This is a genomic window from Miniimonas sp. S16 (assembly GCF_057748195.1).
This window is the reverse complement of record NZ_CM173242.1, coordinates 1,585,523-1,607,202: the sequence shown is the minus strand read 5'-3', so window position 1 is coordinate 1,607,202 and position 21,680 is coordinate 1,585,523. Positions and strand designations below refer to the sequence as shown.

Annotated in this window: 19 protein-coding genes and 1 pseudogene; 7 read left to right on the top strand and 13 right to left on the bottom strand. The window is 73.4% G+C overall.

Going from position 1 to position 21,680, the window contains the following annotated elements:
* The first annotated feature begins 74 nt into the window (after positions 1-74).
* Positions 75-1,679: an amidase gene (locus AC3AQ1_RS06985; RefSeq protein ID WP_199916550.1), complete on the top strand. Its 1,605-nt coding sequence runs from the start codon at positions 75-77 to the stop codon at positions 1,677-1,679.
* 364 nt (positions 1,680-2,043) lie between these two features.
* Here AC3AQ1_RS06985 and AC3AQ1_RS06980 read toward each other — a convergent pair whose 3' ends face one another.
* From AC3AQ1_RS06980 to AC3AQ1_RS06965, 4 genes are all read right to left on the bottom strand, one after another.
* Entirely contained in the window at positions 2,044-2,679 is a 636-nt protein-coding gene (locus AC3AQ1_RS06980; RefSeq protein ID WP_108718389.1) for a glutaminase, read from the bottom strand.
* A gap of 40 nt (positions 2,680-2,719) precedes the next feature.
* Complete coding sequence (locus AC3AQ1_RS06975) at positions 2,720-3,223, bottom strand: NUDIX hydrolase (RefSeq protein ID WP_234417873.1); 504 nt, start codon at positions 3,221-3,223, stop codon at positions 2,720-2,722.
* Positions 3,223-3,960, bottom strand: coding sequence for an LppM family (lipo)protein (locus tag AC3AQ1_RS06970; RefSeq protein ID WP_108718388.1), 738 nt, complete (start codon positions 3,958-3,960; stop codon positions 3,223-3,225). The genes AC3AQ1_RS06975 and AC3AQ1_RS06970 overlap by 1 nt, the downstream gene beginning before the upstream one ends.
* A gap of 75 nt (positions 3,961-4,035) precedes the next feature.
* Positions 4,036-4,212, bottom strand: a complete 177-nt coding sequence (locus AC3AQ1_RS06965; RefSeq protein ID WP_234417871.1) for a hypothetical protein — start codon at positions 4,210-4,212, stop codon at positions 4,036-4,038.
* Positions 4,213-4,303: 91 nt separating this feature from the next.
* Between AC3AQ1_RS06965 and clpB the strand changes: the two genes are divergently transcribed.
* The 3 genes from clpB to AC3AQ1_RS06950 all read left to right on the top strand — a co-directional run bounded on the left by clpB (position 4,304) and on the right by AC3AQ1_RS06950 (position 11,247).
* The gene (gene clpB, locus AC3AQ1_RS06960) at positions 4,304-6,922 is read left to right on the top strand and encodes an ATP-dependent chaperone ClpB (protein ID WP_108718386.1); all 2,619 of its coding nucleotides are present in this window, start codon (positions 4,304-4,306) and stop codon (positions 6,920-6,922) included.
* 246 nt (positions 6,923-7,168) lie between these two features.
* The gene (locus tag AC3AQ1_RS06955) at positions 7,169-8,524 is read left to right on the top strand and encodes an MFS transporter (protein ID WP_108718385.1); all 1,356 of its coding nucleotides are present in this window, start codon (positions 7,169-7,171) and stop codon (positions 8,522-8,524) included.
* On the top strand, positions 8,521-11,247 hold the full coding sequence (locus AC3AQ1_RS06950) for an alpha-L-rhamnosidase (RefSeq protein WP_108718384.1): 2,727 nt from the start codon (positions 8,521-8,523) through the stop codon (positions 11,245-11,247). Before AC3AQ1_RS06955 ends, AC3AQ1_RS06950 begins: the two co-directional genes overlap by 4 nt.
* Here AC3AQ1_RS06950 and AC3AQ1_RS06945 read toward each other — a convergent pair.
* Positions 11,228-12,283 (bottom strand): LacI family DNA-binding transcriptional regulator, encoded by a 1,056-nt coding sequence (locus AC3AQ1_RS06945; RefSeq protein ID WP_234417869.1) that lies wholly within the window; start codon positions 12,281-12,283, stop codon positions 11,228-11,230. The two genes, AC3AQ1_RS06950 and AC3AQ1_RS06945, sit on opposite strands and share 20 nt — an antisense overlap.
* A 462-nt stretch (positions 12,284-12,745) precedes the next feature.
* On the opposite strand from AC3AQ1_RS06945, the gene AC3AQ1_RS06940 reads away from it, so the two are divergent.
* Positions 12,746-13,639 carry an LLM class flavin-dependent oxidoreductase gene (locus AC3AQ1_RS06940; RefSeq protein WP_108718383.1) on the top strand — a complete coding sequence of 298 codons (894 nt, stop codon included), beginning with the start codon at positions 12,746-12,748 and terminating at the stop codon, positions 13,637-13,639.
* 12 nt (positions 13,640-13,651) lie between these two features.
* On the opposite strand, the gene AC3AQ1_RS06935 is transcribed toward AC3AQ1_RS06940, so the two are convergent.
* From AC3AQ1_RS06935 to AC3AQ1_RS06910, 6 genes and pseudogenes are all read right to left on the bottom strand, one after another.
* Positions 13,652-14,149 carry a hypothetical protein gene (locus AC3AQ1_RS06935; RefSeq protein ID WP_139985674.1) on the bottom strand — a complete coding sequence of 166 codons (498 nt, stop codon included), beginning with the start codon at positions 14,147-14,149 and terminating at the stop codon, positions 13,652-13,654.
* A 234-nt stretch (positions 14,150-14,383) separates the two neighbouring features.
* A complete protein-coding gene (locus AC3AQ1_RS06930) occupies positions 14,384-14,767 on the bottom strand; it encodes a glycoside hydrolase family 30 beta sandwich domain-containing protein (protein WP_234417867.1) in 384 nt (127 codons plus the stop codon).
* A 217-nt stretch (positions 14,768-14,984) separates the two neighbouring features.
* A pseudogene (locus tag AC3AQ1_RS06925) lies at positions 14,985-15,164 on the bottom strand (glycoside hydrolase family 30 protein); the annotation flags it as partial.
* A gap of 179 nt (positions 15,165-15,343) precedes the next feature.
* On the bottom strand, positions 15,344-16,300 hold the full coding sequence (locus AC3AQ1_RS06920) for a septum formation family protein (RefSeq protein WP_108718381.1): 957 nt from the start codon (positions 16,298-16,300) through the stop codon (positions 15,344-15,346).
* Positions 16,301-16,321: 21 nt separating this feature from the next.
* Positions 16,322-17,245 (bottom strand): septum formation family protein, encoded by a 924-nt coding sequence (locus AC3AQ1_RS06915; RefSeq protein ID WP_108718380.1) that lies wholly within the window; start codon positions 17,243-17,245, stop codon positions 16,322-16,324.
* Positions 17,242-18,024 carry an exodeoxyribonuclease III gene (locus AC3AQ1_RS06910; protein ID WP_108718379.1) on the bottom strand — a complete coding sequence of 261 codons (783 nt, stop codon included), beginning with the start codon at positions 18,022-18,024 and terminating at the stop codon, positions 17,242-17,244. The genes AC3AQ1_RS06915 and AC3AQ1_RS06910 overlap by 4 nt, the downstream gene beginning before the upstream one ends.
* Positions 18,025-18,096: 72 nt before the next feature.
* Between AC3AQ1_RS06910 and AC3AQ1_RS06905 the strand changes: the two genes are divergently transcribed.
* Both AC3AQ1_RS06905 and pyrE read left to right on the top strand, forming a co-directional pair.
* A complete protein-coding gene (locus AC3AQ1_RS06905) occupies positions 18,097-18,849 on the top strand; it encodes an SDR family NAD(P)-dependent oxidoreductase (protein ID WP_108720050.1) in 753 nt (250 codons plus the stop codon).
* Positions 18,850-18,871: 22 nt separating this feature from the next.
* A complete protein-coding gene (gene pyrE / locus AC3AQ1_RS06900) occupies positions 18,872-19,441 on the top strand; it encodes an orotate phosphoribosyltransferase (RefSeq protein ID WP_234417865.1) in 570 nt (189 codons plus the stop codon).
* A gap of 136 nt (positions 19,442-19,577) precedes the next feature.
* Here pyrE and AC3AQ1_RS06895 read toward each other — a convergent pair whose 3' ends face one another.
* Positions 19,578-20,705, bottom strand: a complete 1,128-nt coding sequence (locus AC3AQ1_RS06895) for a hypothetical protein (RefSeq protein ID WP_108718377.1) — start codon at positions 20,703-20,705, stop codon at positions 19,578-19,580.
* A 100-nt stretch (positions 20,706-20,805) separates the two neighbouring features.
* Complete coding sequence (locus AC3AQ1_RS06890) at positions 20,806-21,564, bottom strand: VTT domain-containing protein (RefSeq protein WP_234417863.1); 759 nt, start codon at positions 21,562-21,564, stop codon at positions 20,806-20,808.
* Between the last annotated feature and the right edge of the window lie 116 nt (positions 21,565-21,680).

The following is a 21,680-nucleotide window of genomic DNA, read 5'->3' as shown; positions in this document are numbered from 1 at the left end:
ACGCGGCGCCCCCCGTGCGGGTGAGCCCCCGCCCCCGCCGGAGCGTGCGCCCGCTTCTCGACTAGCGTCGGGGCGTGAGCAGCAGCATCGACGCCCTCCTCGACTCCTCGGCCAGGGACATCGCCGCCGCCGTCCGCGCCCGGGAGGTGTCCGCCGTCGAGATCACGACGGCGTCGCTCGCCCGGGCGGACCGGCTCGGCCCGGTGGTGGGCGCGTTCGTCCGGGTCACGCCCGAGCTCGCGCTCGAGCAGGCGAGCCGCGTCGACGAGCGCGTGGCCGCGGTTCGGCGGAACGGGTACGACGGCGTGGCGCCGGACGGCGAGTCGGTCCACGTCCCCGCGGCGGACGCCGATCGTCTGCTCGCGGCGTTGCTCCCGCTCGCCGGCGTGCCGTGTCCGATCAAGGACCTCAACCAGGTGGCCGGCGTCCCGATGTCGGTCGGCGCGGCGCTGCTCGCCGCCCACCCGATCGTCCCCGACGCCGACGACGGCACCGTGACCCTCCTGCGCGAGGCGGGCACCACGATGATCGGCAAGACCGCGACGCCCGAGTTCGGCTTCCCGCCGTACACCGAGCCGCGCACCGGACCGGGTGGCGAGATCGTCGCGGCGCGCACGCCCTGGGACCTCACACGCGGCGCGGGTGGGTCGAGCGGGGGCGCGGCCGCGGCGGTCGCCGCAGGCATCGCTCCGATCGCGCACGCGTCCGACGGCGGAGGCTCGGTTCGCATCCCGGCCGCCAGCTGCGGGCTGGTCGGGTTCAAGCCCTCACGGGGACGGGTGAGCAACGGACCGCTCGGCGTGGACGGCAACGGGCTCGCGACGCAGGGGGTGATCACCCGGTCGGTGTTGGACGCGGCGCTCGCCCTCGACGTGCTGTGCCGCGCCTGGCCCGGTGAGGTGGTGCCGAGCCTCGACCAGAGAGGGCTGCTTCCGCTGCTCGAGTACGCCGAGCTGGCCGATCCCGACTACGGCGGGCGACTCGACGCGGTTGCGCTGGGCCTGCGCCAGCGCCGCCTGCGCCTCGGGATCCTGACCGAACCGGTGGTGGCGGGCGACGCCGTCGTGCATCCGCAGGCGCGGGCCGCAGCCGAACGCGCGGCGGGGGTGCTCGAGGGGCTGGGACTGTCGGTGGAGCCCGCGCCGGTGCCGTTCACGCCGCAGGAGTGGATGGCGTTCATGCCGCTGTGGTCGGTCGGGGCGCTGACGCTCCCGGTGCCGGACGAGGCCGAACCGATGCTCGAACCCCTGACGCGGTGGCTGCGCGAGATCGGGCGGGGCGTCACGGGTGCGCAGTACGCCACCGCTGTCGCCGAGGCGCAGCGCGTGGCCCGGGCGACGGCGCGCGCCTGGGACTCGTTCGACGCCGTGATCACGCCCTCGCTCGCGGGTCCGCCCGCGCCGGTCGGCGCCATCCGCAACGATGCCGACCCCGCACGCGACTTCGAGGACCAGAAGCGGTTCACCCCGTGGACGTCGATCGCGAACATCTGCGGCCGTCCGTCGGTGTCGGTGCCGATCCACCGCGCGGCGGTCGAGGACGGCGGAGTCGAGCTGCCGTTCGGCGCGATGCTGACGGGGCGGATCGGCGGCGACCCGACGGTGCTGGAGCTCGCGCGGCTGCTCGAGCTGGCCGACCCGTGGCCCGCGCCGCCGGTTCCGGCCGTGCCGGTCGCCTGAGAGACGGTTCGCGCCCGTCCGCTCCGGTTCGCTGCGATCCAGAACGGTCCGTGGCGACGAGAACGGTCCGCTGCGGGCCGGTTTCGTCGCGGTGGGCCGTTCTCACCGTGGGCGGTGCCGGGTCGGGTCTCGCCATGGGCCGTTCTGGTCGCGGTGGGCCGTTCTCGCCGTCGGGCGGCTCTCCTCTGTCGGTCGTGTCGCCGAACACGGCCTGTGGCGACGAGAACGGTCCGCTGCGGGCCGGTTTCGTGGCGGTGGGCCGTTCTCACTGTGGGGCGGTGCCGGGTCGGGCTCGCCATGGGCCGTTCTGGTCGCGGTGGGCCGTTCTCATGGTGGGGTGAGTGGCTGACAGAAGGTGCGGAGCTCAGCTGGCCGCTGCGGCGTCGACCGCGAGTGCGACCCGCTCGCGCATGTACCGCTCGAGGGGCACCGGCGCGGCGGACGGGCTCCAGGCCACGAGGACCTGCCCGTCGCGCACCGACAGCGGGCTGGCCGCTGCGCCGTGTCCGTCGCCGACGCAGTAGCCGTCGTCACTGCTCTCGCCGTCGCGACTGCGCGGGCCGGCCGCGTCGCCGTCGCCGTCTTCGGGCGCCGTGCGGTCGAGAGCAGCCAGGTCCACGAGCCGCCACCCGAGGTGCACCGCCACGCCGTCGGGAACTCCGCCGCGGGATGCGGCCGCCGCAAGGTCGGCACGCGCCCGCGTCGACTCGGCCGTGTACCCGCGGCGGACCTCCTCGCGCGCGCGGACGACCTGACCGGCCAGGGCAAGTCCGCCGTCGGGCAGGAGAAGGACCGAGCCGAGTCGCCAGACGTCGCCGTCGGACACGATGCGGGGCCGGCGCACCTCGACGCCGAGCACGCGGCGCGCCGGAACCGGGCGGCCGAGCACCTCGGGCCGCACGCCGGCGGCGACGAGGGCGGCGACCGCCGTCGTGACCAGGTCGCGGACCTGCGCCGACGGCGAGCGGCCGTCGTGCGGGTCGGGCGAGCGATCGGTCACGCGCGGCACGCTACCCGCGACCGTGCGGGCGGACGCCCGGCTACCGCTCGGCCCACGCCCGGGGCAGCAGGTGGTCCCGCGTGAGCGGCGCGAGCGGGAGGAGCGGGGCGGTGTGCCACGTGACCCAGACGGCCTCGGCGATCTCCGCGGCCGTGCGGACCGAGGCGGCCTCCTGCTCGGTGAGGTGCGCGCGGTAGGCGTGCGCGACGAGCGCGTGACCCGGCTCGTTGGCGGCGCTGGAGCGGAAGCGGCCGAGTGGCTCCAGCCGCGAGCGGTCGAGCACCACGCCGACCTCCTCCTCGATCTCGCGCACGAGCGCGGCGTCGGGCGACTCGCCCGGCTCTGGCTTGCCGCCGGGCTGCATGAACGCCGCAGTCCCGGTCTTGCGGACGAGGAGCAGGCGGTCGGCGGGGTCGAGCAGCACGCCCGCGGACACGTGGATGACCCGGATCTCGGCGGCGTCGGGCATCTCGTCGGGCACCGCGTCAGACACCGCCTCGGGCACCGCGTCGGACGCGTCGCCGGGCACCTCGTCGGACGCCATCAGTCGTTCCGGCTGCGCCACCACACGGTGAGCAGCCCGAGCAGCGCGAGCACGACGAGGCCGCCGCCACCCCACAGGAGCCCCTCCCAGATCCACGGCGGGAAGCTTGCGGCGGTCGCGGAGGCGGTGGCGTCGAGCACGAGCGGCGTGTCCCAGGAGGACAGCCACGTGACGGTGTTCCCGTCGACGGTCGCGGCGTCCTCGGTGCCGCGCACCTCCTGGACCGGCCCGGGGAAGGTCAGCGCGATCGTGATCGTGGACTCGGCGGCGCCGGCCGGACGCTCGCCGGCGGCGCCGGGCGCGGGGACGGCCTCCTGCCCGGTTGTGTCCAGCGTCGCGTGCACGACGAACCGGTCGCCCTGCCGCTCGATGATCGGGAGCGCACCCTCCGCCGTCGGGTCGCCGAGATAGAGGTCCTCGATCGAGACCCTTTCGAGGTCGAGCTCGGTGCCGTAGTAGCCGTCTTCCTCCTCCGGCGCCGCCTCGACCCCCGTGACGTCTCGGATCCCCGGCAGCACGCGCTGCTCGATCGCTGTCGCCTGCTGTGCGGCGGTCTGGCGCCCGGCGTCGGAGTTCTCCGTGAGCGGGACGAGGATGTCGATCGTGCCCGTGACGGTGTCGTTGCGGCCGTCGACCTCGAGCTCGGCGTCGGCGCGCACGCACCCGGCCAGAGCGAGGGCGGCGACGGCGACGGTGACGGCAGCGGTGACGGCAGATCGCAGACGACGGTGGCGCATGGGGGTGATCGTGGCACATGAGGTCGCCCGCGGCTCGGTGGTCCGGGGCCGCGCGGCGCACGCCCTCCGGCGCACTCACGCGGCGACGGGCTGGGCGACGATCCGGTACGAGGGCAGTCCCCGACGGCGGATCAGCCACTCCGCGACCAGCAGGTTCGGCAGCCAGGACAGGAACGGCAGCGGCGCGTAGGCGACGTCGAGGATCGCCGCCGCGTCGGCGCCCGGTCCTGCGAGCGCGAGCTGAGCCGCCACGATCACCCTCGCCACAGCAACTTGAGCGGAATACACTCAACTTGCCGGAGGTTGTCCCTCGCAGAGACGTGTCCCCGCACCAAGGAGCAGCATGAACGACAAGCTCACCACCAAGTCGCAAGAGGCGATCGCCTCGGCGCTGCAGGCCGCGACCGCGGCCGGCAACCCCTCGCTCGAGCCGGCTCACCTCCTGGCCGCACTCCTGGAGCAGACCGACGGGATCGCCGTCGCGCTCCTCACTGCCGTGGGCGCCGACCGCGTCGCGCTCGCGCAGCGCGTGCGCGGCGTCCTCACCGCGCTGCCGTCCGCGAGCGGCGCGACGGCGTCGCAGCCCACCGCTTCCCGCCCGCTGCTCGCGGTGCTCACCGCCGCGGGCGAGGAGGCGCGCGCGCTGGGCGACGACTACGTGTCCACCGAGCACCTGCTCATGGCGCTCGCGGCGAGCCAGGGCAGCGCGGGCGATGCGCTCCGGGGCGTCGGCGCCACGCGCGACGCGCTGGCCGGGGCGCTACCCACGATCCGCGCGGGCAAGGTGTCCAGCCCCGACCCCGAGGGGTCGTTCCAGGCGCTGGAGAAGTACGGCCAGGACCTCACGGCGCGCGCCCGCGAGGGCAAGATCGACCCCGTCATCGGGCGTGACTCCGAGATCCGGCGGGTGATCCAGGTCCTCTCGCGCCGCACGAAGAACAACCCGGTCCTCATCGGCGAGCCCGGCGTCGGCAAGACCGCGGTCGTCGAGGGCCTCGCGCAGCGGATGGTCGACGGCGACGTCCCCGAGTCCCTGCGCGGCAAGCGCCTCATCTCTCTCGACCTCGGCTCGATGATCGCGGGCGCGAAGTACCGCGGCGAGTTCGAGGAGCGGCTCAAGGCGGTCCTCGAGGAGATCAAGGGGTCCGACGGCGAGGTCGTCACCTTCATCGACGAGCTCCACACGGTCGTCGGTGCCGGCGCGAGCGAGGGCGCGATGGACGCCTCCAACATGCTCAAGCCGATGCTCGCGCGCGGTGAGCTGCGGATGATCGGCGCGACGACGCTGGACGAGTTCCGCGAGAACATCGAGAAGGACCCGGCGCTCGAGCGCCGGTTCCAGCAGGTGTTCGTGGGCGAGCCGTCGGTGGAGGACACCGTCGCGATCCTGCGCGGCATCGCGCCGCGCTACGAGGCGCACCACCAGGTCACCATCGCTGACTCGGCGCTCGTGGCGGCCGCGACGCTGTCCGACCGCTACATCACCGGACGTCAGCTCCCGGACAAGGCGATCGACCTGATCGACGAGGCCGCCTCGCGGCTGCGGATGGAGCTGGACTCCTCGCCCGTGGAGATCGACGTGCTGCAGCGCTCCGTCACGCGCATGGAGATGGAGGAGCTCGCGCTGGAGAAGGCCGAGGACCCCGCGTCCCGCGAGCGGCTGGAGCGGCTGCGTGCCGACCTGGCCGACGCCCGCGAGGAGCTCGGCGCGCTCACCGCCCGGTGGGAGGCCGAGAAGGCCGGGCACAACCGGGTCGGTGAGCTGCGCGTCAAGCTCGACGAGCTGCGCACGGCGCTGGACCGCGCGGTCCGCGAGACCGACTACACGACGGCGAGCCGGCTGCAGTACGGCGAGATCCCGGCGGTCGAGGCCGAGCTCCTGGCCGCCGAGCGTGAGGAGGAGGCGCACGACGGGACGGGTGCCTCCGCCGTCGAGCCGATGATCGCGGACAAGGTGGGGCCGGACGAGGTGGCCGAGGTGGTCGCCGCATGGACCGGCATTCCCGCCGGCCGGCTGCTGGAGGGCGAGACCGCCAAGCTGCTGCGGATGGAGGACGTGCTGGGGCAGCGGCTGATCGGGCAGCGGGCCGCGGTCGCCGCCGTGTCCGACGCGGTACGGCGCTCGCGGGCCGGCATCTCCGACCCCGACCGCCCGACGGGCTCGTTCCTGTTCCTTGGCCCGACCGGCGTGGGCAAGACGGAGCTCGCGAAGTCGCTCGCGGACTTCCTGTTCGACGACGAGCGCGCCATGGTGCGCATCGACATGTCGGAGTACTCCGAGAAGCACGCGGTCGCGCGCCTGGTCGGCGCGCCTCCGGGGTACGTGGGATACGAGGAGGGTGGCCAGCTCACCGAGGCCGTGCGGCGTCGGCCCTACTCGGTGGTGCTGCTCGACGAGGTCGAGAAGGCGCACCCGGAGGTGTTCGACATCCTGCTGCAGGTGCTCGACGACGGTCGGCTCACCGACGGCCAGGGTCGCACCGTCGACTTCCGCAACGTGATCCTCGTGCTGACGTCGAACCTCGGCTCGCAGGCGCTGGTCGACCCGACGCTGTCGGACGAGGCCAAGCGAGAGATCGTGATGGGCGCCGTGCGTGCGTCGTTCAAGCCGGAGTTCCTCAACCGGCTCGACGACGTGGTGATCTTCGAGCCGCTCACGCTCGAGGAGCTCGGGGCGATCGTGGACCTCTCGATCGACAGGCTCGCGGCGCGGCTCGCGGACCGTCGGCTGCGGCTCGACGTCACGCCGGCGGCGCGCGAGTGGCTCGCGCTCGAGGGGTACGACCCCGCGTACGGCGCGCGGCCGTTGCGGCGGCTCGTGCAGCGCGAGATCGGCGACGCGCTGGCGCGGCTGCTGCTGGCCGGGCAGGTGCACGACGGCGACACCGTGGTGGTGGACCGCGTGGCGGGCGACGCCGCGGGGCTCACGCTGCGGGTCGGAGCCGAGGCGCCGGTGGCGTAGCGGGTCTCGCCGGCGGCCCGGGGCCGAGGCGCCGGTGGCGTAACGGGTCTCGCCGGCGGCCCGAGGCCAAGGCGCCGGTGGCGTAGCGGGTCTCGCCGGCGGCCCGGGAGGACCTGTCAACCGAGGGGTTGACAGCCCCAACACCCCGGGCGCATGCTTTGAAGCGCATCAATTGAAGCGCTTCAAGCCGACGCCGGCCGACGGGCGCACCCCGCACACGATCACCGCCGATCCTCAGGAGCTCCGATGGCGACCACCGCGTCACCCGACATCCACATCCCGCGCCAGGCCTGGTACCGGACCACCGTGTCCGGCATGGCGTCCTACCTCGACGCGGCCGCCATCATCAGCACCGGCACCGCGCTCGTCCTCTACCAGGACCAGCTCGGCCTGACCGCGGGCCACATCGGTGGGCTGTCCGCCATCCTCACGTTCCTCATGGCGGCCGGCGCCCTCGTCGGCGGTCGCCTCGGCGACCTGTACGGCCGCCGCCGCGTCTTCATGGTCACGATGGCGCTCTACACCGTCGGCGCCGCGCTCATGCTCACGGCCGGCTCGGTCGGCATGCTCTACGTCGGCGTCGCGGCGCTCGGCTTCGCGGTCGGTGCGGACCTGCCCGTCTCCCTCGCGATGATCGCCGAGGGCGCGCCCAAGGGAGCGCGCGGCAAGCTCATCTCCTTCTCCCACATCCTGTGGCTCGTCGGCATTCTGGCGTCGCAGCTGCTCGGCATCATCGTCGGGAACATGGGCTTCGCCGGCGGCCGCATCCTCTACGCCCACCTCGTGGTCGTCGCGATCGTCACGCTCGTCCTGCGTGCCCGGATCCCCGAGTCGGCCCAGTGGGCCGCCGCGCACCACGGCGAGGTCGTCGCCGACGCCTCCGGCGACAAGGTCGACGTCGGCACCCTCAAGCAGCTCCTGCGCGGCCCGTTCCTCGCCCCGATGATCGCGGTCTCGCTGTTCTACGCGCTGGTCAACGTCGGCGCGAACACGGGCGGCCAGTTCAGCACCTTCATGTACGTCAACATCGCCGGCTCCACCGTGCGGTTCGCCTCGACGGTCTCGTTCATCACGTTCCTCATCGCGTTCGCGGCCACCTACCTGCTCATGCGCATCGTCGACGGCCGCAACCGGATGCGCTGGTTCGCCGTCATGGCCGTGATCTACACGCTCGGCTACGTCCTGCCGGCGGTGCTCGGCGCGCAGGTCTGGACCCTCGTCACGATGGGCGTCATCGGCTCGATCGCCGGCGCCATCGCGGGTGAGCCGATGTTCAAGATCTGGGCCCAGGAGCTCTTCCCGACCGTCTACCGCAGCACCGCGCAGGGCGTCATGATCGCCGTCACCCGCGTGGTCGCCGCACTCGTCGCGCTCTGGACCCCCGCCCTCCTCGAGGCCAGCCCGAGCATCCTGTTCTGGTTCGTCGCGGCCTGCATCGCGGCCGGTGGCCTCATCGGGGTCTTCTGGATCAGCCGTTACCCGAAGGTCGCCGACGCCGAGCCCGACACCCTCGCCGCCCAGCCCACCGACGCGCCCGTCATCGACGCGCCCGTCACCGACGCCCCCGTCGCCCCCAGCGCGGACGGACGCGTCCAGCGATGACCGCCGTCGCGGCCCCCGACCACGTGCGCTTCGAGCACCACGAGCCGGGTGCGCTCGGCATCGGTGAGGCGGCCCCGCGGCTGTCCTGGCAGGTTTCGCACGCACCCGCCGACTACGCCCAACGGGCGTACGAGGTCGCCTGGGAGGTGACGCGGGGGGCGAGCGGGCGGACCGAGGCGGGCCACGCCGTCGTGCACTCGGCCGATCAGGTGCTGGTGCCGTGGCCCGGCCCCGAGCTCGCCGCGCGCGACGCCGTGAGCGTGCGGGTGCGCGTGCAGGCGCCCGACGGCGAGTGGAGCCCCTGGAGCGCGCGCGCCACCGCGGAGCGTGGGCTGGGCGCGGGTGACTGGCGGGCCGCGATGGTCGGCCCCGGGTACGACGAGGGGCCGCGCGAGACACGGCGCGCGCCGCTGCTGCGGCGCGAGGTCGACCTCCCGCGCGACCTCGAGGGCGCCACCGCGCGCCTGCACGTCACGGCGCACGGGCTCGCGCAGGTCGAGGTCAACGGTGTTCGCGTGGGCCGCGACGAGCTGCTGCCCGGCTGGACGCCGTACCACGAGCGCCTGCGCACCTTCACGTTCGACGTCACCGAGCACCTGCGGCCCGGCGCCAACGCGATCGGCGCATGGCTCGCCGACGGCTGGTTCCGCGGCCGGTTCGGGTTCGAGGGCGGCACGTGGGACATCTACGGCGAGCACGTCGGGCTGCTCGCGCAGCTCGAGGTGACCACGCGCGACGGGGAGCGGCACGTCGTCGTGACCGACGACGCCTGGCGCAGCGCGCCTGGCCCGCTCACCCGCGCGAGCCTCTACGACGGCGAGACCTTCGACGCGCGGCTGCTGCCCGCCGGATGGTCGGAGTCCGGGTTCGACGACGCCGCGTGGCACCCCGTCGTGACTCACCCGTTCGACGCGTCGGTGCTCGCCGCGCCCGACGGCCCGCCCGTGCGGTGCACCGACGAGCTCGCGCCGGTCACCGTCACGCCGACCGGTCCGGGGCGGTTCCTGCTCGACTTCGGGCAGAACCACTCCGGCCACCTGCGGCTGCGCGTGCCGGCGGCGTCGGCGGGGACCGTGGTGCGCGTGCGGCACGCCGAGGTCCTGCAGGACGGCGACCTCTACACACGCACGCTGCGCGAGGCGGCCTCCACCGACGAGGTCGTCAGCGCGGGCGAGGCACTGGAGTGGGAGCCGCGGTTCACGATCCACGGGTTCCGGTACGCGGAGGTGTCGGGGTGGCCTGGATCGTCTGGATCGTCTGGATCGTCTGGATCGTCTAGATCGCCCGGATCGCCCGCCACGCTCCCGCCCGGCGCCGTAGTCTCGCGCGTCCTGCACTCCGACATGGCCCGCACGGGCTGGTTCCACGCGAGCGACCCCGACCTCGAGCGCCTGCACGACAACGTCGTCTGGAGCCTGCGCTCCAACTTCGTCGACATCCCCACGGACTGCCCGCAGCGCGACGAGCGCCTCGGTTGGACGGGCGACATCCAGGTGTTCGCCCCGACCGCAGCCTTCCTCTACGACGTGCACGGCATGCTCGCCGACTGGCTGCGCACCCTCGACATCGAGCAGCGCCGCTTCGGCACCGTGCCCGTCTACGTGCCCTGGATCCCCGGCGGCCGGTTCTGGCAGCCCACCTGGGACATCGCCGTCTGGGGCGACGCCGCGACGGTAACCCCGTTCGACCTGTTCACCGACTCCGCCGACACCGGCCTGCTCGAGCGTCAGCTCTCCAGCGCGACGGCGTGGGTGGACCGCGTCCTCGACCTCGCCGGTCCGGACCACGTCTGGGACACCGGCATGCAGCTGGGCGACTGGCTCGACCCCAGCGCGCCGCCCGAGGACCCGATGCGCGCCACGACCGACCCGCACCTCGTCGCGACCGCCTACCTCGCGCGGTCGGTCGCGGTGCTCGCCCGGACGTACGCGGCCCTGGGTCGCGACGCCGAGGCCGCGCGCTACGAGCGGCTCGCGGGCGAGGTCCGCGCCGCCTACCAGGAGCGCTACGTGGGCTCGAGCGACCCGCTGCACCGCTCGACGACGGCGCTCGCCCTGGGCCTCGCGTTCGGCCTCGTGCCCGACGGCGAGCCTCGCCACCGCGCGGGAGCCCGCCTCGCGCAGCTCGTCCGGGAGAGCGGGTACCGCGTTGCGACCGGCTTCGCCGGCACCCCCGTGGTGACGCAGGCGCTCGCGGACACCGGGCACCTCGCGGAGGCGTACGCGCTGCTGCTGAGCCACCGCTCGCCGTCGTGGCTCGCGATGGTCGACCTCGGCGCGACGACGATCTGGGAGCGCTGGGACTCCATGCTCACCGACGGGACGGTGAACCCCGGCGACATGACGTCCTTCAACCACTACGCCCTCGGCTCCGTGGCGGACTGGCTGCACCGCGTGGTCGCGGGCCTCGCGCCCGCCTCACCGGGCTACCGCACGCTGCGGCTCGCCCCGCGCCCGGGGGGCGGCCTCACCTGCGCCGGCGCACGGCACCTCACGCCCTACGGCGAGGCGAGCGTCGCGTGGGAGATCGCCGACGGCGAGCTCACCGTCCGCTGGCACGTGCCCGTCGGGTGCACGGCCGAGGTGGACGTGCCCGGGGTGGCGCCGTTCGCCGTCGGGCACGGGGCGGGCGAGGTGAGCGCGCCGTGGGTCCTGAGCGACGCCGTCGTGCGTGTTGATGGCTCTGTGGCGGACGGCGAGCTGGCTACGGCGCCGACGCTCTGACGACGAGGCGGGGCTCGAGCACCACCGCACGGTGCTCGTGCTCCGCCTCGCCCGCGACGGCACGCTCGGGGGCGCGGGCCTCCTCGACGGTGAGCTCGGTCGCGAGGCGGCCCATCTGCTCGCCCGGCTGGGCGATCGTGGTGAGCGGGACGGGTCCGTCCCAGGCGGCCTGGTTGTCGTCGTAGCCGGTGACCGCGACGGTGCCGGGCACGTCGACGTCGGCCTCCGCGAGGCCCTGGATGAGGCCTGCGGCGAGGAGGTCGGTGGCGGCGACGACGCCGTCGATACGGCCGGCGCGAATCGCGGCCAGGAGCGCGCCGGCGGCCTCGAAGCCGTCGGAACGGTTGACGGCCGGGGGGTCGACCTCGAGCACCGGCTCGAGCCCGGCGGCGGCGAGGACCGCACGGAAGCCGGCGCGGCGGTCGTGGATCGGGCGGAGCTCGTCCGGGCCGCCGACGAACGCCAGGCGGCGCCGGCCGGTGCTCAGGAGGTGCTCGGTGGCGAGGCGCGCGCCGAGCACGTTGTCGACGGCGACGCTGCAGTAGCGGTCGGTCGGCGCCGTGAAGTTCACGAGGACGAGGGGTGTCTCGCGCGGGGCGGCCTGCGTGATCGCGGCCATGTGCTCGTCGTCGGACAGCGTGATGAGGGCGCCCGCGACGCGCAGCTCGCTGAACATCTCCAGGTGCTCGAGCTCGCGGCCGACGTGGTTGTCGCCGTCGGCGAGGATCACGTTCATGCCCGCGGCGGCCGCTGCCGCCCCGGCGCCGCGCGCGATGTCGACGAACAGCGAGTTGCCCAGGTCGGTGAGCACGAGGCCGAGGACGCGGGACCGACCGGCGGCCAGCGAGCTCGCGATGCGGTTGGGGCGGTAGCCGATCTCGGCCATGGCGCGCTCGACGCGCTCGCGCGTGGCCGGGGTGACCCGGCCGGGATGGTTGAGGACGTGCGAGACCGTGCCGGGGGAGACGCCCGCGAGCCGCGCGACCTCGCTCATCGAGGGCCGGGTGGAGGGCCGGTTCCCCGCGGTGCGCGCCACGGCGCCACCCTACGGCCGGACGGGGTGCTTGCGCTGTGTCGGAGGCGCGTCCGGCGTGCCCGCGCCGGGGGTCGCCGGAATGCCGGTGCACTTTGACTGGTCGCCCGTGCGCATTGACTGTCCAGATCGCGATCCGGCCGGGTCGGCGCGACTGCCGGGCCCCTGACCTGCATGAACGCGGGAGCGCGACGCCGCGCTCCGATCTGACCAGTCAATGCGCACGGGCGACCAGTCAATACGTCCGGGCTGTCGGTCGGGGTGGTGGTACCGGTTCTGCGCCCGTCGGGGTGGTGGTGCCGGCGATCTGTGCCGGTCGCGGTGGTGGTGCCAGCGATCTGTGCCGGTTCGGAGGCCGAACCCGGCACGAATCGCTGGGTTCGCGCGGTGGCCCGGCACGGATCGCTGGGTTCGCGCGGCAGAGGGGTCCACGGCTGTGGCGCGATCGACCCGTAAGGTGACGAGATGCGGCTGAGTACCTGCATCCTGCCTGTCCACGCCCCGGGCGAGGCCCGTCGGCGCTGGCGCGAGGCCGAGGATCTCGGCTTCCACGCCGGCTACACCTACGACCACCTCAACTGGCGCGAGCCGTTCCGCGACGGGACCTGGTACGAGGCGCTGCTCACTCTCTCGCTCGCCGCGTCCGTCACGTCCGAGCTGCGGCTCGGCACGCTCGTCACGACGCCGAACTTCCGCACGCCCGTCACGCTCGCCAAGGAGCTCGTCACCCTCGACGCGATCTGCGCCGGCCGCCTCACGCTCGGCCTCGGCGCCGGCACCGACGGCTACGACGCCGCGATCCTCGGGACGCCGGCGCTCACCCCGCGACAGCGGCACGACCGGTTCGAGGAGTTCACGCGCCACCTCGACGTCCTTCTCACCACGCCGAGCGCGACCCTTAACGGCGCGCACTACCGCGCGGTCGAGGCCCGCACGATCCCCGCGTGCGTCCAGGCGCCGCGGGTGCCGTTCGCCGTCGCCGCGACGGGTCCGCGCGGCCTGCGCCTCGCCGCGGAGCTCGGTCAGGCGTGGGTCACGACGGGCGATCCTGCGACGTTCGAGGGCGGCACGCCCGACATCTCGCGAGCCGCGGTGCGCGCCCAGGTGGGCCGCCTGGAGGAGGCGTGCGACGCCGTCGGGCGCGATCCGGGCGCGATCGAGCGCATCCTGCTGACGGGCTTTCTCCCGGAGGACACGACGGCGAGCCCGGCCGCGTTCGGCGAGGCTGCGGCCGCGTACGCCGAGGTCGGGATCACCGAGATCGTGGTGCACGCCCCGATCCCGGGTACGCTGTTCGCCCTCGAGGAGGACGTGTACGCCGGGATCGCCGCACTCGCGCCGGAGCTCGCGCGGCTCTGACGCGAGGGCCTCCTACTGCCCGTCGTACGGTTGCGTGCCGTCGGTGTCGTAGCACAGCGAGGGCTTTCCGGTTCTCGACGTCAGCAGTTCCGGGGGCACCTTGGCGGCTTCGAGGTCGTCGCAGGACCAGAGGTCTTGACTACCGGCCACCTCGACCCAACCAACGTCCGTACGCTTCCAGATGGTGGCGGCTCCGCCACAAGCCTCCCAGAAGCCGACGGCCCACCCAGCCGGATCCACCGCGTCAACCCCCACGGTGACGCTGCAGGTGTCCGCCGCTCCAAGCATCGACGCGACGAAGTCGACGAAATCTTGGGGCGCGCCTGCCAGTTCGGACAGATCGCCGGTGGTCTCGATGGAGAGGGTGGGATCGAACGTCAGGAGCGGCGCTGGTGTCGGCGTCACGGCGGGAGTCGGCTCGTTGGTGTGGATCGCGGTGCTGGCGGCCGTGGTTGACGATCGCGCGGAGACGCTGGCGGCCGCCGTGGCCGATGAGGCGGAAGCCGTCACCGTTGCAGGCGTCACCTGCGACTCCGGCGAGGAGGGTGAGGTGCAGCTCGCAAGTGCGAGAGTCACGAGCACGGCAGCCACACGGGGGGTCGAGAGTCGCGGGCGCTTCCGCATGGCGGCATGGTGGCACAGGGCACGCCGATGCGTCTGTAAGACGTCAAGCAGGTCTTTCGCATCGTCGACCTGCGACCCACCTAGCAGGACACATCCTGCAGCGGTCGAGTGCCCACCGCGTCAGACCTCGAGGACGAACGTGCTCAGCGAGTCCGCCGGCAGCACCGGCCGCACGACCTGGTCGCCGACGAGGATCGAGATCGGCAGGTCGCTCCCGCCGTCGTTCTGGACGACGAGCACGAGCAAGCCGTCCGGGTTGCGGAACGCGAGCTGGTTCTCGTACCCGGTGTAGCTGAGCGTCGAGACGAGCCGGGCGCCGGGTGCAACGGCGTGGCTCACGTGCTTGAGCACGTAGTACTCGTGCGTGTACTCGTACGTGCGCATGGCCGGGTCGACCACGACGAGCGAGTTCTGGTAGCAGCCCCATCGGATGACACCGCCGCTCTCGAGCGCGATGTTCCAGTAGTGGTAGGCCGAGGCTCCGCCGAGGAGGAACCGCGTCATGAGGTCCCAGGAGTAGCGGGCGTAGCGCCAGTCGTTGCAACCGTCGCCGCACTCCTGCTCGGTCTGGTAGATCCGCAGCTCGGGGTGCAGGAACGGCAGAGCGCCCTTGCCGTGTCACTGCACCCCGACCCCGGGACGGCGCCCAGGTGCAGCTCGGGAAGACCTGGGCGGCGCGGACGAACGGCACGAGGGTGTCCAGGTCGTTCGCGACGCTGAAGTGCTCGAGCTCGAGATCACCGGCGACCTCGTCGTAGGAGTACCAGTCGCGCGAGAAGTCGTTGGCGCCGACGGGCAGGCGGCCCGTGGTGAGGCCCGCGCCGACCCCCGGCGCGTAGAGCTCGCGGAGGATCTCGGTGCGCTGGGACTCCTCGAGGTGGGCCAGCGCAAGCCAGCCCATCTCGTTGAACGCGGCGCCGAACCCCTCGACCTCCTGGCGCTCGTCGTCGAGGCGCACGAAGACGTCGGGCATCCCGATCGGGCCGTCGGACTCGCATCGTCACCGACCGGTCCACCGCGGAGCGGCTGCTCGTCGACGCGTGAGACGCCCGACGGCGAGCGCTCAGCGCGTCCGTCGCCTCACTGCACGCGAAGGTCTCCCGCCGTCGCGCTGCCGTACATCGTGGCGCCGTCGCTCACGAGGAGGCACGACACCATCCGGTGCCCGCTGTCCCAGTCGTCGAGCGTGGGGACGACGGCGTCGTAGAAGAGGTTCGTCGTGTCGACCCCGCTCGGCACCGTCATCCCGGTGCAGCTGTCCTGCGCCTGGTCCCACAGCTCGTCCTCGCCCGGGTAGGCGTTGCCGCTCGCCTCGAACTGGGACATCACCTCGGCCGTGTGGGCGTCCGCGCACGGCACCTGCAGCACCGGCGCGCCGTCCCAGGTCATCTCCTCGATGCAGTTGCCCAGCGACAGCTCGGTCACCTCGATCTCCCGCGCCGAGTCGGTGTCGCCCGGGTTGCTACCCATCACCGACCCGCCGAGTCCGCGCGCGATGAGCAGCCCGATGGTCACCATGAGGGCGATGACCTGAACGGCGCCGACCACCACCGCCACGACCCCGGGAGTGATGCTCGCGCGCGCAGCGCGCGACCGGCTGATCGACATGGCGCCCAGCACGATCCCGACGAAGCCGACGAGCAGGCCGAGCGCGGCGCCGAGCCAGCCGAGACCCGCGCCGGGGTTGCCGGTACGCGAGGTCGGCGGGGTGGCGGGGCCGGTGGGTGCACCGCCTCCCGGCGCGCCAGGTGCTCCGGGCGGGGGAGTGGCTGGGCTCTGCGCCGCGTACTGCGGCGCGGTGTAGGCCGTCGGCTGCTGCTGGCCGTAGCCCTGCTGCGGGGCGCCCGACCACTGCGCGGAGGGCGTCGGACCCTGGGCCTGCGACTGGCTCTGCGCCGCCGGCGCGCCGGTCCCCGGCACGCCCCACGCGGAGGTGGGGGGCGTCGTCGGCTGCTGCGGCCCGGCCTGCGCACCCGGCTGGACGGGAGGTTGCGCGGGCGGGCCGGCGTCGGGGTCGCGGCCGTACGGCGTCGTCATGCGAGCAACCTACCGGCCGCGTCAGTTCACCAGGTCGGTCTCGACCTGACCCTGGGTGGACCGCACGAGGCACGCGACGGTGCGCACGCCGTCGTCCCATGCCGCCGGGCTCGGCACGAGCCACCACTCGAGGAACGCGGCGTCGTCGGTGTCGAACGCGCCGAACGCCGTCGCGCACGCCGCCTCGCCCTGCTCGACGGCGGCGTCCGGACCGGGGTAGGTGTCGACGTCGAGCGTGATGACGTCGACAACCTGCGCGAGGTGCGGCTGCGCACACGGCACGAGCGCAAGCTCGCCGACCTCCTGCTGCGGCGGCAGGTGCTCAACGCAGTTGCCGCGCGCGAGGGCACTGGCCTGCACGGTCCGCGGCGCGTCGACGTCGCCCGGGACCGGATCCGCGGACGCCCCACCGAACCCGCCCAGCGCGGCGACGACGGCGAGCACCCCCCAGCCGATCGTCCCCAGCACGCCGAGGCCGAGCCCGACGCCGGCGATGGTCGTGCTGCGCAGCCAGCGCGTCGAGGTCCGACGCAGCCCCAGCGCGCCGAGCACCACGGCCACCGGACCGAGCCCGACGGCGCCGCTCACCACCGCGGTGACGGAGACCGGGTCCAGGGGCGGCTTGGCGATCTCGGGCATCACCTCGGCCGGGCCGACACCCTGCGGGGTGGACAGGTCGGGCGGCCGCGGGCCGGTCTCGGGCGGGGCGTAGGGCGAGCGCGTCGGGTCGGTGAAGCCGTAACCCGGGGCCGGAGCCGAGGGCGGTGCAGGCGAGATCGGTGACGCCGTCGTCGGGCCGTAGGACGTGGCGCCCGGATCCGTGTGCGCCGGTGCGGGCGTGACCGGATGCGCGTACGGGCTGCGCGCGGGCGCGGCGCCGGGCGCCTGCGGCACCACGGGAACCGGCGGGACGTCCGGGCGGTCGTCCGAGGAGCGACCGCTCACGTGTCGAGCTCCAGCACGACCGGAGCGTGGTCGCTCGCGCCCTTGCCCTTGCGCTCCTCGCGGTCGATCGCCGCACCGACGACATGAGCCGCGGCCGACGGCGAGCCGTACGCGAGGTCGATCCGCATGCCCTGGCGCTTGGGGAACCGCAGCTGGGTGTAGTCCCAGTACGTGAACTGACCCTCGGTGTAGGCGCGCGTGAGCTCGGTGAAGCCGACGTCCTCGAGCGCCGTGAGCGCGTCCCGCTCGGGCGCCGTGACGTGCGTGCGGCCCTCGAAGAAGGCCGGGTCCCACACGTCCTCGTCCCGAGGCGCCACGTTCCAGTCGCCGACGAGGAGGGTGGGCGGCGCGTCGGGGCTCGTCCACTCCTTCGCCGCGTCGCGCAGCGCCGCGAGCCAGCCCAGCTTGTAGACGTAGTGCGGGTCGGCGACCTCGCGTCCGTTCGGGACGTACAGGCTCCACACCCGGACCCCGCCGCACGTGGCGCCGAGCGCCCGCGCCTCCGCCGCGGCGGGCTCTCCCCAGCCGGGCTGACCGGGGAAGGCCGGCTCGACGTCGGACACCCCGACGCGCGACGCGATCGCGACGCCGTTCCACTGGTTGAGGCCGTGGTGGACGACCTCGTAGCCGGCGGCCTCGAACGGCAGGACGGGGAACTGCGCGTCCTTGCACTTGGTCTCCTGCATCGCCAGGACGTCGACGTCCGAGCGCTCGAGCCAGGCCGTCACCCGGTCCACGCGCGCTCGGATCGAGTTGACGTTCCAGGTGGCGATCCGCATGGCTCCACCGTATCCGGGAGGACCGACGCTCACGGCTCGGCGTCGGCGTCGGCGTGCGGCAGCATGGGCACCATGCCCACCGCCCTCATCACCGGCGCGAGCGCCGGGCTCGGCCGCGAGTTCGCCTGGCAGCTTGCCGAGTCCGGACACGGCCTCGTGCTCGTCGCGCGCGGCACGGACCGGCTCGAGACGCTCGCCGCCCAGCTCCGTGCCGCGGCGCACGTCGAGGTCGAGGTGATGACGGCCGACCTCGCCCACCCTTCCGACGTCGAGCGTGTGGCCGAGCGAGTGCGCGACGGCGAGCGACCGGTCGACCTGCTCGTCAACAACGCCGGGTACGGCTTGGGTGGGTCGTTCCTGCGCACGTCCGCGCGCGAGGAGGTGGACGCCCTCACAGCCATGGTCGGCGCAGTGCTCGTGCTCTCCCGCGCCGCGTGCGACGCGATGGTGCCGCGCGGCCACGGAGCGATCGTCAACGTCGGTTCGGTCGCTGGCGTCATGACCTCCGGGACCTACTCGGCGCACAAGGCGTGGGTGCGGGTGTTCACCGAGGGGCTCGCGCGGACGCTGGCCCGCACGGGCGTCACCGCGACCGTGGTCAACCCGGGGCTCACCCGCACGGAGTTCCACGAGCGCGCAGGGTGGAAGGCGAGCGGCGCACCGGCGTTAGCGTGGCTGAGTGCGGACCGGGTGGTCGCCGACACGCTGGCGGCGGTGGCCGCGGGGAAGGCGGAGGTGACGCCGTCGCTGCGGTACCGGCTGGCGTCGTTGGGCCTGCGCCTCGCGCCGCGCTCGCTCGTGCGCCGCGTCAGCCGGCGGTTCTGAGTCGTTACTAGGCTTGGCGCCCGTGAGCACCCCGAAGGAACGTCTGGCCGAGCTCGTGAGCACCCTCGCCGTCGTGCACGGGCGGGTGACCCTCGCGTCCGGGCGCGAGGCCGACTACTACGTCGACATGCGGCGGGCGACGTTGCACCACGAGGCCGCGCCGCTGATCGGTCACCTGCTGCTGGACCGGCTCGAGGAGGAGGGCTTCGGGCCCGACGACATCGACGCCGTCGGCGGCCTCACGATGGGGGCCGACCCCGTGGCCGCGGCGATGCTGCACGCGGCCGCGTCGCGCGGGCTCGAGCTCGACGCCTTCGTCGTGCGCAAGGCCGCCAAGGAGCACGGGATGGGGCGCCAGGTCGAGGGGCCGGACGTCGCGGGTCGGCGCGTCGTCGCGCTCGACGACACCTCCACCACGGGCGGCTCGGTCCTGACTGCCGTCGAGGCGCTGCGCGCCGCGGGCGCCGAGGTGGTGGCGTGCGCCGTCGTCGTGGACCGCGACACGGGCGCGCGGGAGGCGGTCGCGGAGACGGGCCTGCCGTACATCTGGATCCTCGACACCGAGGACCTGGGGCTGCCCGCTACCCGCTGACGTCGCTGTCCCCCGCGAGAGGATCTTTGGCGTGCGCGAGAGGATCTTTGGCGTGCGCGAGAGGATCTTTGGCGTGCGCGAGAGGATCTTTGGCGTGCGCGAGAGGATCTCTGCCGCCTGCGAGAGGATCTCTGCCTCAGCGAGAGGTGGGCGACGCCGTCGTCGGCGATGTTGACCCGCCCGCGGCCCGCTCGACGAGCGCGTCGAGAGCGTCCCGGTAGCGGTCCAGGAACTCCTGCTCGAGGCCGACCGCGATCACGCGATACCGCGGCACGTAGTCCACCACCTGTCGGCACGCGAAGTCGGCGGCCCCGATCTCGGGTTCGAGTGTGCGCAGCTCGGCGAGCACATCGGCGTCCTCGTTCTCGTCCCACGAGATCGTGCCGGTGTTCTCGGGGTCGAAGGTGCTGCGCAGGTCCTTGATGGCGAGCGCTGGGCTCGCGTAGGAGTAGCCGGACTCGCGCATGCACGCGGCCCACTCGCGGTTGAGGTCGTCGAAGGCCGGGTCGTCCGCGCGCCCCTCGAAGAACCGGTCGACCTCGTCCAGCAGCGCCTGCTCGGGCGTTCCGTCGTCGAACGAGTAGCCGGACGCCTGGGACGAGCACCCTCCCTCGGACGTGGACGCGACGACGTTGCCGTCCTCGTCCCACGCGACCGCGACCGCGACGCCGTACAGCGCCTCGTCCCAGGCCGCGGCAGCGGTGGGGGATGAGGGCCGACCGCCCGGCATGCCGCCGTTCCCCGACACCACGAGGTCGCCCCGGGGTGCGGGGGGGCGCGTGTAGATCCCGTACCCGTACTGCGCCATGTACTCCTCGCTGCCGGGTACGAGGCCATCCGTCACGACCGCGATGTCGGCAACCGAGGGCAGGACGGGTTCGTAGTCGAACCCCTGCTTGGTCATGCACGCGGCGACGGCGTCCTGCCAGCGACGCTGCTGGTCCACGTACTCCTGCGGGCTCTGCCCCATCGCACCCGCCCACCCCAGCAGCTGGGTCAGCGGTCCCTCGAACCCGTCGGGCTCCTCGCTCGTCACCCGGATGCCGTCGAGCACCGTGAGGTGTGGCTCGTCGCTGTCGCTGTCGCCGTCGCCGTCGCCGTCGCTCGAGCATCCGGTGGCGCTCCCCGCGACCACCAGTCCGACGGCGAGCCACGCCGTCGCGCCTCGCGCCGAGAACCTAGGGCGCCGCGTCGCGGACGTCCGGGCGCGGGCGCGGACGTGGCCGGTCCGCAGCGCGTCCAGCGGCCGGGTGGTGCTCGTCATGAGGAGGAGTATCGACCGCGGCGTGCGTTCGTGCACTGGGTTGCACGCGGCGCGACCGTGTCAGTGATCGCGAGTCACGCCGTCGTGCCTGCGCGGATCGTTACCGCTCGCCGGGAGCCTCGGGGTCCTCGGAGAGCGCCTGCCCGGTCGCGACGTCGAGCGCGGCCTCACCGGGCGACGTCTTCGCCTCGCGTCGCGCGCGCCAGATCTCGACCACCATCGGCAGCACCGAGATCAGCACGATCACCACGAGCATCGCCTCGATGTTCTCCTTCACGAACGTGAGGTTGCCGAGCCCGTAGCCGAGCAGCGTGATCCCGACGGTCCAGACGAACGCGCCGATCACGTTGTAGGAGACGAAGTGCCGGTAGTTCATCCGGCTCATCCCGGCGGCGACCGGCGCGTAGGTGCGGACGATCGGCACGAACCGCGCCAGCACGATCGTGCGACCGCCGTACTTCTCGAAGTAGTCGTGCGCCTGCTGGATGTACTGCGGCTTGAGGACGCGCGCGTCGGGGTTCCTGAACAGTCGGGATCCGAACTTGCGCCCGATGAAGTACGCGAGCTGGTCCCCGAGGAACGCGGCCGCGAACAGCAGCACGAGCAGCAGCGGCAGATTGATCGTGAGCTCGTCCTGCGCCACGAGCGCCCCTGCGGTGAACAGCAGCGAGTCGCCCGGGAGGAAGGGGAACAGCAGCCCGGTCTCGATGAAGATCACGGCCACGATGCCGATGAGTGCGGCATCACCGAACCGCTCGATGAGGCTCTCGGCGTTCAGCCAGTCCGGTCCGAGCGCGACGATCTCGCCGGTGTGGGTGGACGCGTCGGCGAGCAGGGGCGCGAGATCGAGGAGGGGCACCGGACCACGGTAGCCGCGCCGGTGGGTCGAGGATCCTGCCCGTGGGCGATCTCATCACCTCTTCACACGGACCGCACACGTGCACGACGGCGCCGCCTCCTCCCGCCTTCGCTCGC

Coding starts and splice junctions, on each gene's coding strand:
- AC3AQ1_RS06970 (WP_108718388.1), bottom strand. CDS start 3,960: ATGCGCCACCGTCGTCTGCGATCTGCCGTCACCGCTGCCGTCACCGTC.
- AC3AQ1_RS06895 (WP_108718377.1), bottom strand. CDS start 20,705: ATGACGAGCACCACCCGGCCGCTGGACGCGCTGCGGACCGGCCACGTC.
- AC3AQ1_RS06950 (WP_108718384.1), top strand. CDS start 8,521: ATGACCGCCGTCGCGGCCCCCGACCACGTGCGCTTCGAGCACCACGAG.
- AC3AQ1_RS06920 (WP_108718381.1), bottom strand. CDS start 16,300: ATGACGACGCCGTACGGCCGCGACCCCGACGCCGGCCCGCCCGCGCAA.
- AC3AQ1_RS06975 (WP_234417873.1), bottom strand. CDS start 3,223: ATGGCGTCCGACGAGGTGCCCGGCGACGCGTCCGACGCGGTGCCCGAG.
- AC3AQ1_RS06955 (WP_108718385.1), top strand. CDS start 7,169: ATGGCGACCACCGCGTCACCCGACATCCACATCCCGCGCCAGGCCTGG.
- AC3AQ1_RS06930 (WP_234417867.1), bottom strand. CDS start 14,767: ATGACGCGGTTCCTCCTCGGCGGAGCCTCGGCCTACCACTACTGGAAC.
- clpB (WP_108718386.1), top strand. CDS start 4,304: ATGAACGACAAGCTCACCACCAAGTCGCAAGAGGCGATCGCCTCGGCG.
- AC3AQ1_RS06940 (WP_108718383.1), top strand. CDS start 12,746: ATGCGGCTGAGTACCTGCATCCTGCCTGTCCACGCCCCGGGCGAGGCC.
- AC3AQ1_RS06910 (WP_108718379.1), bottom strand. CDS start 18,024: ATGCGGATCGCCACCTGGAACGTCAACTCGATCCGAGCGCGCGTGGAC.
- AC3AQ1_RS06905 (WP_108720050.1), top strand. CDS start 18,097: ATGCCCACCGCCCTCATCACCGGCGCGAGCGCCGGGCTCGGCCGCGAG.